The organism is Alteromonas sp. B31-7 (genome assembly GCF_015767655.1).
Classification (GTDB): Bacteria; Pseudomonadota; Gammaproteobacteria; order Enterobacterales; family Alteromonadaceae; genus Alteromonas; species Alteromonas australica.
Window position 1 is genome coordinate 4,317,542 of sequence record NZ_CP065233.1, and the last position, 12,260, is coordinate 4,329,801.

Below are 12,260 nucleotides of genomic sequence, written 5' to 3' on the forward strand. Positions count from 1 at the left end.
GGTAGGTGAAACAATGACAAAGAACAGTGCACTACAAGAAAGAAAAAACGCCGTTTTTGCACGGGGACAAGGTAATGCCTATCCCGTATACGTAAAAGAAGCCCGCAATGCTGAAGTATTCGACGTAGACGGCAACCGCTATATAGACTTTGCCACCGGCATTGCAGTATGTAACACCGGCCACAGCCACCCTGAAGTGGTGAAAGCCGTGACCGAACAAGTGAGTCAATTCAGCCATACCTGTTTAATGGTAAACCCTTATGAAAGCGCGGTTGCATTGGCGGAGAAGCTCACCGCATTAGCGCCTGGGGATAGTAACAAAAAGGCCGTGTTTGTGACGACTGGCGCAGAAGCAGTAGAAAATTGCGTTAAAATTGCCCGTTGCCATACCGGTCGTCGTGGTGTCATTGCCTTTAATGCTGGCTTTCACGGCCGTACAAATTTAACCATGGCCCTTACCGGTAAAATTGCGCCGTATAAGAAAGATTTTGGCCCCTTCCCTGCTGATATTTACCATGTCCCTTTTCCAAATGCTGTACATGATGTCAGTGAGAAAGAGGCGCTACTTAGCTTAAAAAACCTCTTTAAGGCCACTATAGCCGCAGAAGATGTCGCCGCTATAATTATCGAGCCGGTGCAAGGTGAAGGTGGCTTTTATGCTGCCCCTGCCAGCTTTTTGCAGTCGTTACGTAAACTATGCGATGAGCATGGCATTGTCATGATTGTCGATGAAATTCAAACTGGGTTTGGTCGTACAGGAAAAATGTTCTGCTCAGAATACGCCGGTATTGAACCCGACTTAATGACAATGGCCAAAGGTATCGCGGGAGGTTTCCCTATTGCCGCCGTTGTTGGCAAAGCGGAGATTATGGATGCCCCATTGCCTGGGGGGCTAGGCGGCACTTATGGCGGCTCTCCTGTCGCCTGCGCGGCTGCCCTCGCCGTACTTGACGTCATTGAAAAAGAACAACTTATCGACAAGGCCAATGCACTAGGCGAGCGCTTTCACACCCGTTTAACCAAGCTTAAAGAGCGCTACCCGAGCTTCATCGCTGATGTCCGCCATAAAGGCGCAATGATTGCCATTGAATTTATGTACAACGGCGACCCTCATCAGCCTAATTCGGCGCTAACACAAGCCATTATTGCTAAAGCCCAGGAATATAAACTTATTCTATTGGCCTGCGGATTTTACGGTAACGTCATACGCTTTTTGCCTCCATTAACCATGCCTGAAGCGCTGGCAGAAGAGGGCCTCGACCAGTTTGAAGCGCTTTTGGCCAGCTTACTAGACGATGTAGACGGCGTTGACTTTGAAGGTACACCTCAATCATGAGCTGCATCATTATTGGAGCCAGCCATGCTGGCGTACAGGCGGCAGTGAACCTGCGAGGTCAAGGCTATGAAGGTGGGATAACCCTGATAAGCGCTGAAAAGGTACTGCCTTATCAACGCCCCCCGCTATCTAAAGCCTTTTTGCAGGACACGCTGCCTGAACAACGATTATGGTTAAGGCCTGAAGCTTTTTATCAGCAAAAACATATCGATTTAAAGCTCAATACCCGCGTGACTGCCATAAACCGGGAACAACAAACTGTGGTCTTGGAGAATGGCGATACCTTGCCGTATAGCCAGCTCATATTAGCCACGGGTGCCTCGGTGCGAAGGTTGAACCTTCCAGGTAGCGAGCGAAAAGGTATTCACTATTTGCGTGACCATAGCGATACAAGCGGTATAAAAGCCCAATTACCTGACGTGACTAACGTGGTGGTCATTGGCGGAGGCTATATTGGTCTTGAAGCCGCAGCATCGCTGAACAAAATGGGGAAAAATGTGACGGTATTGGTCAATACCGCCAGACCGCTTCAACATCTCACAAGCCCAGTTATCAGCGATTACCTCTGCCGTTTACATGAGGGTAATGGCGTGACTATTGAGACAAACATACTGGCAACGGAAATCACCGGCGGTGCGCACCTTGATGGCGTCACCTGCGACAATGGAAAACACTACCCTGCCGACATGGTAGTGGCTGGGATAGGCGTAGAACCCTGCACTGAATTGGCCGCAATGTGTGGCTTGGCGATTTCAAATGGGGTTGAGGTTAATGGGTATATGCAAACCAGTGATGAGCACATCTACGCCATAGGCGATTGTGCTAATTTTCATCACGCTATATACAATAAGCCTTTGCGTATTGAGTCTGTGCAAAATGCAACCGATCAAGCTAAAACCGTGGCGCAAGCCATCTGCAATAAAGCCTCGGCTTATACCGCGCTTCCTTGGTTTTGGTCAGATCAGTATGACGCAAAATTACAAATTGCGGGGTTATCTACTGGCTACGATGAAGTTGTGGTTAGGCAGGAGTCAGACACCAGCCTTGCGGCTTTTTATTTTGCCAAAGAACGCATGATTGCGGTGGATACCATTAATCAGCCTAAATCTTTTATGGTAGCCAGAAAATACCTTCCCACACTACCTAACATTGATAAAACACTTTTGGCCGACCCCGACGTTGCCGTGAGTGATATTTTCACAGGAGCAGAAGCATGCCTAACGTAACCTTTATTTTACCCGACGAAAGCGAAGTCACTGTAGAGGCATTAGCCGGCGACAGCTTAATGCAAACCGCAGTAGACAACGGCATTGAAGAGATTACTGCAGACTGTGGCGGGTGTTGCTCGTGCGCCACCTGCCATTGCTTCATTACCCCAGCGTGGCAAGGCAAAGTCAGCCCAGCCGATGACATGGAACAAGCGCTATTAGAAACCGCTATCGAAGATGTGCAACCTAATAGTCGATTATCCTGTCAAATTACCCTTGATGACTCATTAGATGGGCTTGTGGTGAAAGTGCCACAAAGCGACTGGTGATGATTACGATACCGCAGCCACAAAAAAGGGCAAGCAGATGAACCTGCTTGCCCTTTTTATTGCCATCATGACACTCACACAAATTGCAGCATAAAGTTATCTATTCGCTCGCACGCTTGTGCCAACTGTTCGTCATCGACCACATAGGAAATACGAATATAGTCTGATGCACACTGCCCAAATGCGGTTGCCGGCAGCACACCAATTCGCTCTTGCTCAAACAACGCTTCTGCAAACTGCTGAGCGTTTAACCCTGTTTGACTCACATCCACAAGTAAAAACATGGAAGCTTCTGGTGGTATACAGGCGAGGTTTTCGTGTTTTTCGAAACAGGCTACCAAAGTGTCCCGCCTACGGCGATAACTCTCACGCATGGCTTCTGAGTCCATCAGCGCTTGGCTATCAGTGAGCGCAACATAAGCGGCTTGTTGCACAAAGCCGGGAAGGCCATACAACATACACAACGACAAATTAGACAAATGCTTTATGAGAGTTTCAGGCCCAATAGCCCATCCTGCTCGCCATCCCGTCATAGCGTGAGACTTAGACAAACTATTGAGGGTAATTGTACGCTCAGCCATTTTATCGAAGCCCGCAATACTGACATGCTCCCCCTCAAAGACAGTTCGGCTATATACTTCATCAGACACGACCCACAAATCGTGGGAAATGGCCAAATCTGCAATATATGAAAGCTCGTCTTTATTCAACATAACGCCGCTGGGGTTATTTGGGGTAGCAAAGAAAATAGCCCGAGTTTTCGGGGTAATCGCGGCGGCCAGCGCGTCTTTATCGAGTCTAAAGTTATTGTGCTTGTCCATAGCCACTGGCACAAGCTTGGCACCGGTTAATTGAATACACGCCTCATAGGTGACATACATAGGCTGTAAAACAATGGCTTCATCACCGGGTTGCAAAATGCAAAGTGCACTGGAAAACAGCGCGTTTTGTGCACCTGCCAACAATATCACATTGTCTTTTGTGACTGGCTGACCACACTTAAGTTGGTGCTGGTTGGCAATTTCAGCCCTTAGGTTATCTCGCCCTTCTATTTCAACGTAGTGAGTGTCGCCGCCTTTAAGCCCTGCAACGGCAGCATCTATCACTGGCGTGGGCGTATCAAAGTCTGGATCGCCAATACTTAACACAATCACGCTTGGGTCTTTTTCTTTTAGCGCGGTGGCTTTAAAGTGAATATCCCAAGCATCGACAGTTTCACCCTGAATGGCCTGAGTGAGTGGCGCATAACGCATAAACTTACTTCCTACTATAGGGTTATCGCGAAGGCCACGGCAGCGAACAGTGTCACCACCATGGTGCGCGTTTTATTGAACAATAATGGCTTTCGTTTCAGTGTATTCGTGTAGCCCTTCTGCGCCCCACTCACGTCCATTTCCAGACTGTTTATAGCCTCCAAATGGCGCATCGGTATTAAAGTACGCGCCTTGAATTAAGCACTGTCCCGCCTTTAATTTCATGGCAATAGATAACGCCTCTTCTTTGGACTTAGCATACACCGCAGACGACAGACCATATACGGTGTCATTCGCCATCGCTATCGCATCATCAAGGGTTTCATAAGGCATAATGCAAAGTACCGGGCCAAAAATTTCTTCTCGCGCCACCGCCATATCTGGGGTGACGTTTGAAAAAATGGTGGGCATAACATACGCCCCTTTAGCCAATGCTTCGGGAAGTGAAGTGCCACCACAAAGCAATGTTGCCCCTTCACTTATGCCGGTTTCAATGTAGCTTAGTACTCGGCCTTGCTGGGTTTTCGAGCTTAGCGGCCCCATCATGGTATCGGGATGTTGAGGGTCGCCAGGTAACCATTCGTTCGCGCGCGCAATCGCCAATTGTTCTATTTCTGGCAAGTCTGCTTTTGGCACTAACATGCGGGTTAATGCGCTACAGGTTTGCCCAGAATTTATCATGATGTCTTCAACGCCGTATTTAACGGCTGCCTCAAGATCCGCGCCCGGAGCAATGATATAGGGCGATTTCCCCCCTAACTCCTGACACACTCGCTTCACCGTAGGAGCGGCTGCTTGTGCGACTTTTATCCCCGCTTGGGTGGACCCCGTAAACGACACCATATCCACACTTGGGTGGCTGCATAGCGCATGCCCAATGTCACTGCCAATACCTGTCACTACGTTGACAACCCCCGCTGGTACATCACATTCGTGAACGATGTCGGCCAGTATGAGATCTTGTAGCGGCGTTTGTTCCGCTGGCTTTAATACCACCGTACAGCCTGCCGCTAACGCTGGGCCAAGTTTGCCCACTAATTGAGACAACGGATAATTCCACGGGTTAATTAGCACGCACACGCCTATCGCTTCGTGTACGGTAATAAAGGTGTCATGTTGTGTTTGCTGCTCTACCTGTGGCGCTAATGCGGCAAAGCTACGTAATGAATCAATGGCGCCCTGCACCTGAATGTCGTCAACGAAGGCCACGGGGCAGCCCATAGTGCTCACGATAGCGTCATTGAGTTCGCTTTTACGCGCTTCCATTACGTCACAAATTTTGTGTATAACGCTAGCGCGTTCTGACGCTGATGTGGCACTCCATGCGGGAAAGGCCTGCTTGGCAGCCGATACGGCGGCATCCACCTCTTTTTCACCGGCCGCAGGTACGCTAGCCACAAGATCGCCATTGGCCGGGTTTACAACGTCAATGGTTTGTTGTGATTCAGCGCTTACCCAGCGTCCACCGATATAGAGCTTGTTATAAATCGTCATGAGGTTTTCCTTTATTCGGCATTAGCTAATTGCACCATAGCGCCTAAGAGCACCTGGCAGCCAGCAGTAATGTCTTCTGGTGTGGCATTTTCTGCTTCATTGTGGCTAATTCCATTTTCACATGGAATGAATATCATAGAGGTTGGCGCCACTTTAGAGACATATACCGAGTCGTGCCCTGCGCCGGAAAACATTTCCTCATAAGGTAAACCCGCCTGTTCTGCCGCGAATCGAACAGCGTCAATACACGATGCATTAAAGGCAACTGCAGGTGAATTCCATTCATCAACAATGCTGTGCTCTACCTTGCATTGGTTGCAGATATCTTGCGCTATGCGTCTGAAAGCGGCATCCATGTTATCAAGCACCTGCTGATCGGGATGACGTAAATCGACGGTGAGGGTGACTTGCTCAGGCACCGTATTACGAGAGCCTGGGCTTGCATTAATATCGCCAAAAGTCGCTCTAGCGAGTGGGCCTGTTTCTTCCGCCAAGTGATACAATTCGCTGACGATTTTGGCGATAGCCTTCATGGGATCGCGACGTTGTTCCATCGGCGTTGGCCCAGCATGTACGGGCTGCCCAGTAATAACCAAATCATACCAGCGCATACCTTGAACACCTTGAACCACGCCAATAGGCTTTTCAATCGCTTCAAGGATAGGGCCTTGTTCAATGTGTAACTCTAACGCCGCTTTGATGTTAAAAGGCGCACAAGGTGTGCCGCCCAAGTATCCGTGTCGCTCAAGCTCTTCTTTAATGCTGACACCCGACTTATCTTTGCGACTCCACCCGTAGTCTAGGCTGAATTCTCCACTCCATACCCCTGAACCAACCATGGCGGGAGAAAAGCGCGCCCCTTCTTCGTTTGTCCACACCGCCACTTCTATCGGATGTAAGGTTTCTATGTTGGCATCATGCAATGTGCGAAGCACTTCTAACCCCGCCAGTACACCATAAACACCATCGAATTTTCCGCCGGTGGGCTGCGTGTCTAAATGGCTTCCGGTCAGCACAGGAGGTAGGCTGTTATCTCTACCTGCCTTGCGTAGAAACAAGTTACCCATTTCATCCACGCGCAAGGTACAACCAATCTCTTCACACCAACGAATGAATAACGCGCGTCCCTGCTTGTCTTTGTCGGTGAGTGCTTGACGATTGCACCCCCCTTTTTCAGTGCCGCCTATGCGGGCCATTTCCATTAGGCTGCTCCATAAGCGCTCACCGTTTACTTGTAATGTCATGACTTTCTCCTAAGCATCGGCGCGGCTAAGGGGCTGGCACATGCAATGCACGCCACCACCACCTGAGGTAAACATAGACATGTCAGGGGCGAACACTTCCAGTCCATGCGCCTTGGCTTTACCAACAAGCTCTTCACTGGCCTTTGGAATCAGTACTCTGTCTTTTCCAAGCGCCACAACGTTCACACCCAACTCCAGCACAGAGCGGTAAGAAATATCGATAATCTCAATTTGTCTCGCCTTCAGCCAATCAAGTAATTCGTCTTCAACCGCCTGTGTGCATACTGCCGCCAGCTTCTCAGACAACATGGCAAATTTCACATCTAGGTGCAAAAAGTAGGGGTCAAACTGGTAGGCTTTAAATTCCCACCCTTCTTTTTCAACCCAAGACTTCATTTGATTTAACCCTGCTTCACTGGTTCGCTCGCCGGTGTAACCACATAGCACCACGCCAGGTTCTAGCACCATAAAGTCGCCCCCTTCAAATGCCCCAGCGGTTATCACATCGTATAGCGGAATGTCTTGCTGCTGATAGAAGTTAGCTACACTCACCCACTCGCCTCTTCGCCATGGGCTATACATTTGCGTAATGACAGGACCCCACGGGGTGAGTACCGAGGAATCTCTCGCATATATTTGATAAGGTAAGTGTTCATCTGCCTCAAGAATGTGAGTTTTAACACCACAATGCTGATAAACATCAAGCATCTCTTGATACTGTTGTTGGGCAACCGATTTATCAAACTGTCGGCCTAATCGCATTGAGCGACGAGACATAGCATTGCCGCTCTTCCAACTGTAGTGATCCATTGGCCCTATTAAGACTTCTTTAAGCTCTGCATATTCAGAGTCCATACTCCAGTGGGCTAAACGCCCCGTGCCACCTTGAGGATTACGACGGTAAAAAGATTTGTTCATGGTTTTCACTCTTAAAACATTGTGAAAACCAGTTTATGGTGACATATTAAATACACAAGCATCTATTTATTACCATAATGGTCTAATAACAAGACCAACAAGCCATGAAGACAGAACAAAGCCCCTATTTAGATTTACGCCAAATTCCATTAAATGCGCTGGTGGCCTTTGAGGCTGCAGGCCGGCATTGCCATATGCGAAAAGCCGCGCAAGAAATGTTTGTGTCTCACTCGGCGTTAAGCCGCCATATTAAGCAGCTAGAGTCACGGCTAAATACCCAACTTTTCGAACGAAAAAGCAATAAACTGCAATTAACCGCCCCCGGCATGCGATTACTTGCGTCTGTTCAAGCCGCCTTTGGTGAATTAAATAATGGGCTTCATATGCTGAATCCCACTCAAGTAGAAGGCGAGGTAGTGATTGGCACCACAGGTACAATTATGCTGAATTGGCTTTTGCCTGTGCTGGCCGACGTGCAAAAGCAATACCCGGAGATATCTTTCAAGCTACGCACGTTAGATCCTCAGCAAAAAGCGCTGCCGTCAGAATTGGATATTGCCCTTTGCCTAGGCTGCCCTGATGAGCCTGACAAGGAAGTGAAAAAACTTTACGACGAATATTATGTTCCTGTGTGCAACCCCGCATTACTTAAGGGCCAAACCCTACAGACAGTAGACAGTTTATTGGCTTATCCCTTACTGCACGATGGCTTGGGGCAATGGCTTCCATGGTTTCAACATCATCAACTCGATGGACGAAAGTCGCCTCATCATACTTATTTCGATTACGCCTATCAGGCCATTGAGGCCGCCAGAGTAGGCATGGGGCTGGCGCTTGCAGATATTGTTGAAGTGGCTGAAGATATTCGCCAAGGCAAGCTTATGCAGGCCATAGACTCAGCGCATACTGAAGGGGAATCAGTTTATTTGGTGACGCATCCCACCGCGTTAATGAACTACCGTACCCAGTTAGTGCTACAAAGCGTGATTAACAATTTAAGAGAACGAGGCGCACGACTCTGTGTGTAGTGCGCCTGCAATACTGAGGATATTAAGCGTCTTTGGGCTGTAGATTGTTGCTCACCTCTCGCGCATCGAAACTGGTTGCACGAGTAGGGCGAGTACCTTTCCCCATTTCAATACTCAAAATTGTTTCAATTTCGCTTTTTTGCGCGCCGCCGACAAACACTCCCGTTTCAAACTGAGTGGTAGGATGATAGGCGGTTCGGCAGGTAATCACCCCACACTCGGTTACCCTGGCGTAGCGCTGGCTAAAGCCCACTTGCGGCGACGTTTCTACACGCTCTTTGTCTACCATGGTTTCTCTATCTGTAACCACGAACCAATCATAACCTTTCAGTAACGTGAGTTCAGCAGCCCTTAACATAGCGTAATCCATCGCCTTGGCTTTATCCGACCCTTTAGCTTTGAAGTGCACCCGGTATTGGGTCTCACTCATCTGCGATTCAGTGTAACCAAAACCACCCTGAGTGGCTTCTCTGTAATCAGGTTGACTTGCGCAACCCGCCATTAACAACACAACCAATATCATACTCAATTTAATTTTCATGAGACTCTCCTTCGGCGGTAGACACCACCTGCCATTGTTGTTTAATCGCTTGCTGCTCTTGTTGATGGTTGAGCGGCAGCGACAGCATCATTTTGTCTAACTCATTTTCAAAGACGTTCGATGCACTGGCCGTTTGATATTCGCCACGCATTGGCGAGACCAAAAAGGTCTCAGTGGCTTTCAGCTGCCAGTTACCTTGCTTGTTTTTACAAGCAATCATTACATTTAGTTCATCATTGCTCTGCACTTGGGCTTGACGACAATAATTGTGCTGAGTATCTTCAAAAGACAATTGCGGGGTAATGCGCTTGCCCGAGGCCAACGTGATGGTGGTACCACTGTGCACCGTATTCAACGCTTCAGACACATTCGCCCAGTAGCTGGATTGCTGTGATTCCTTGCTGTCGAGTTGGAAAAAACTCAACCCTGCTACAACAGCAAGACTGGCGGCTATTGCCAACGGAAATGTCCACGACTTACGCTTGGTAGGCCGCATACCAATGTGTTTCAACGTTGCAGAACCATCAAATTGCCGTTCAGTATCGGCGAACGGCAGTTCCTTGCGCGTCACTTGGGTGTGCTTTGTGTTATTGCCGTGAGTCGCATCCATGCTGTGCTGCCCCAACAAATGAACAACAGCAGCTGGCAAAGGTCTTCGGGTAGCCACATCAGCCGCTTTTTTTACTACCATATCCACTTGTGCCAGCTCAGCGAGACGGTCGGCTAAGGCCAAATCTTGTGCCATGGCATCCCTCACTCGCTCCATATCACCAGCAGATAGCGCGTTATCTAAAAACGCTGAAAGCATGTCATCGGTAATCATTAGGACAATACCTCGTTATTCGCGCGTAACACGTTACTTAGCTTGGCTCTCGCCCTTGCTAGTCGGCTCATAATAGTACCTGTAGGCACCTCCAGTACGGCTGAGGCGTCACGATAACTCATGCCTTGTACGGCAATAAGAGACAAGGTTTCTCTTTGTTCATTGGGTAAATCATCCATGGCTTTAGTCACTTGCCTTAGCGTCATTTCGCTGGTTAATGCAGTATCTAAGGCCCCTTGTTCTTGGGCACGTAATTCGGGAGAGGCGGCCGCTTGCGTTCGTACTTTTTGTGCGCGGTATTCGTCTATCCAAATATTACGACACACCCTAAATGCCCATGCCATCAATGTGGCCTCTTGGGGTAAAGGCTTGCTAAGTAGCTTTTCAACCGTTGCCTGCAGTAAATCGTCTGCATCATGCATATTTCCAGTGAGCGAAAATGCAAACTTTCGCAAAGATGGAACTAAATCGGTAAGTTCTTCATTCATTTTGTTTACCCGTGTTCTTAACACTCTTTCACTGATAACGAGTGAGTTCGCAATTTATTCCCTAGATCATGGAATTTTTTTGATGGCGAACCGTTATTAAGGAAACCCTCGTTGCCTATTACTGAATGTTTTTTCTTTATCAACGTGGAGTATGGGCACGATTTGTGCCACCAATGAATGAGAGGTAACAACCTCAACACAATATAGTTGTGTAAATTGACGAGAAGGGGACCTATGACTAACGTGACATTCTTAGCCATATTTTTGATGCTAATCACAGCGTTTAATTGCTATGGGCAAATCGCAATACCCAGCCAAGTCGCCCGCCCTATTACCCCTATTATTGAAAAATTACCCGGCGAATTATCACGCATTCGAGAAACAGTAAAAACCCCTGTAGACACTACGCTAGCAAACGCTTCCTCCCTTTTAGATAAGGCCTCTGATCCCCTTTATGCCCTGCCCGATGCCATCACCATTAAACAAAGTAACGGCACTGCTGCGCTCAAGGAAATAAAAACCCCAGACGGCTTTTTAGCGATTGAAAAAGAGTGGGTATTAGTCGCGAAAGAGGCAGACATAAAGGCATTGTCTGACCCAGACATTCAGGTAGTCGAAAAACACTATTTGCAGGCCATTGGGCAATGGATGTATACCCTTAGAATCACAGCGAACCTTGAAAAGCTGTCTGCAATAAGAGACAGCCTGCCAGCAGAGCTTCAACAACAATTAACTCGCAATTATGTTTATCTTTCGCAAACATCGAATCCTGTAGACACTTCCCGCAGACAGATGGACAGCGCACCATTACTAACATCATCTTCTCACTCACCTTCCGCTGAACTAGCAAAACCTGACGTTAAGACGTGTAGCCTAGCTTCAAGGGTGGGCATGATTGATACGCCTATTTTTGAATCTCATGAAGCATTTGCACATATCGATGTCACCCAGAAAAATTTTTTATCTAAGCCCCTCACGAATAACACCGTGCACGGCACCGCAGTGGCGGGCATTTTAGCGCAACGCCTTGCTAGCAATAGCCTTATCTTTAACGCCAGCGTGTTTTACGAACGTAGCCAAGTCAGCCAAGGCGCCACCCTTGCTAACTTGCTCGAAGGCTTAAATTATCTCGCCGAGCAAAACGTTGATGCAATAAATATGAGCTTGTCGGGCCCTGAAAATGAAGTGCTACGTTTAGCCCTAGCCTCCATAGATAAACAAGACATTCAAGTGATTGCCGCGGCGGGTAACAATGGCCCTGCGGCACCCGCAGCCTATCCAGCCGCGTATTTAAGCACAATAGCGGTCACTGCCGTAGACAGCGAGCATCAAATTTATCGCTGGGCCAATCAAGGCAGCTATATTGATTTTTCGGCACCTGGGGTATCGGTAGAAACGGCACATCCCACGCTAAGAACATCAAGGGAGTCGGGTACGTCCATGGCCGCGCCCATCATTACCGCGTGTTACGCCTGCGCCCTACGCCATCGCGCACATAGAGGAGAGGCCTTAACTTCGCTCATTGAGGCGTCGATAGATATGGGGGAAGAAGGTAGAGACGCTGTGTTTGGGTATGGGCTGTTGCCATAACATCCATG

At 48.4% G+C, this 12,260-nt stretch carries 12 protein-coding genes; 5 read left to right on the forward strand and 7 right to left on the reverse strand.

From position 1 onward, the window contains the following. Positions 1 to 13: 13 nt before the first annotated feature. From gabT to IUA53_RS18900, 3 genes are read left to right on the forward strand one after another with little or no spacing between them, the layout of a single operon-like run. Positions 14 to 1,336, forward strand: coding sequence for a 4-aminobutyrate--2-oxoglutarate transaminase (gabT, locus tag IUA53_RS18890; RefSeq protein WP_044059117.1), 1,323 nt, complete (start codon positions 14 to 16; stop codon positions 1,334 to 1,336). Continuing rightward, positions 1,333 to 2,562: an NAD(P)/FAD-dependent oxidoreductase gene (locus IUA53_RS18895; RefSeq protein WP_196897584.1), complete on the forward strand. Its 1,230-nt coding sequence runs from the start codon at positions 1,333 to 1,335 to the stop codon at positions 2,560 to 2,562. Before gabT ends, IUA53_RS18895 begins: the two co-directional genes overlap by 4 nt. After that, on the forward strand, positions 2,550 to 2,873 hold the full coding sequence (locus tag IUA53_RS18900; protein WP_044058403.1) for a (2Fe-2S)-binding protein: 324 nt from the start codon (positions 2,550 to 2,552) through the stop codon (positions 2,871 to 2,873). The genes IUA53_RS18895 and IUA53_RS18900 overlap by 13 nt, the downstream gene beginning before the upstream one ends. 74 nt (positions 2,874 to 2,947) lie before the next feature. Here IUA53_RS18900 and IUA53_RS18905 read toward each other — a convergent pair whose 3' ends face one another. The 4 genes from IUA53_RS18905 to IUA53_RS18920 all read right to left on the reverse strand — a co-directional run bounded on the left by IUA53_RS18905 (position 2,948) and on the right by IUA53_RS18920 (position 7,782). After that, the gene (locus IUA53_RS18905; protein WP_196897585.1) at positions 2,948 to 4,126 is read right to left on the reverse strand and encodes a pyridoxal phosphate-dependent aminotransferase; all 1,179 of its coding nucleotides are present in this window, start codon (positions 4,124 to 4,126) and stop codon (positions 2,948 to 2,950) included. A 72-nt stretch (positions 4,127 to 4,198) separates the two neighbouring features. Beyond that, the gene (locus tag IUA53_RS18910) at positions 4,199 to 5,620 is read right to left on the reverse strand and encodes an aldehyde dehydrogenase family protein (RefSeq protein ID WP_044058405.1); all 1,422 of its coding nucleotides are present in this window, start codon (positions 5,618 to 5,620) and stop codon (positions 4,199 to 4,201) included. Positions 5,621 to 5,631: 11 nt separating this feature from the next. Continuing rightward, positions 5,632 to 6,864, reverse strand: a complete 1,233-nt coding sequence (locus IUA53_RS18915; RefSeq protein WP_196897586.1) for a Zn-dependent hydrolase — start codon at positions 6,862 to 6,864, stop codon at positions 5,632 to 5,634. 9 nt (positions 6,865 to 6,873) lie between these two features. Beyond that, on the reverse strand, positions 6,874 to 7,782 hold the full coding sequence (locus IUA53_RS18920; RefSeq protein WP_044058407.1) for a dimethylarginine dimethylaminohydrolase family protein: 909 nt from the start codon (positions 7,780 to 7,782) through the stop codon (positions 6,874 to 6,876). A 104-nt stretch (positions 7,783 to 7,886) separates the two neighbouring features. On the opposite strand from IUA53_RS18920, the gene IUA53_RS18925 reads away from it, so the two are divergent. Continuing rightward, positions 7,887 to 8,810, forward strand: coding sequence for a LysR substrate-binding domain-containing protein (locus IUA53_RS18925; RefSeq protein ID WP_044058408.1), 924 nt, complete (start codon positions 7,887 to 7,889; stop codon positions 8,808 to 8,810). A gap of 22 nt (positions 8,811 to 8,832) precedes the next feature. Here IUA53_RS18925 and IUA53_RS18930 read toward each other — a convergent pair whose 3' ends face one another. The 3 genes from IUA53_RS18930 to IUA53_RS18940 are packed head-to-tail and all read right to left on the reverse strand — an operon-like array spanning position 8,833 to position 10,662. Next, positions 8,833 to 9,351 carry a CC0125/CC1285 family lipoprotein gene (locus IUA53_RS18930; RefSeq protein ID WP_196897587.1) on the reverse strand — a complete coding sequence of 173 codons (519 nt, stop codon included), beginning with the start codon at positions 9,349 to 9,351 and terminating at the stop codon, positions 8,833 to 8,835. Next, complete coding sequence (locus IUA53_RS18935) at positions 9,341 to 10,174, reverse strand: anti-sigma factor family protein (RefSeq protein WP_196897588.1); 834 nt, start codon at positions 10,172 to 10,174, stop codon at positions 9,341 to 9,343. Before IUA53_RS18935 ends, IUA53_RS18930 begins: the two co-directional genes overlap by 11 nt. Next, positions 10,174 to 10,662 carry an RNA polymerase sigma factor gene (locus IUA53_RS18940; protein WP_196897589.1) on the reverse strand — a complete coding sequence of 163 codons (489 nt, stop codon included), beginning with the start codon at positions 10,660 to 10,662 and terminating at the stop codon, positions 10,174 to 10,176. Before IUA53_RS18940 ends, IUA53_RS18935 begins: the two co-directional genes overlap by 1 nt. A gap of 234 nt (positions 10,663 to 10,896) precedes the next feature. On the opposite strand from IUA53_RS18940, the gene IUA53_RS18945 reads away from it, so the two are divergent. After that, on the forward strand, positions 10,897 to 12,252 hold the full coding sequence (locus IUA53_RS18945) for a S8 family serine peptidase (RefSeq protein ID WP_196897590.1): 1,356 nt from the start codon (positions 10,897 to 10,899) through the stop codon (positions 12,250 to 12,252). Positions 12,253 to 12,260: the final 8 nt, after the last annotated feature.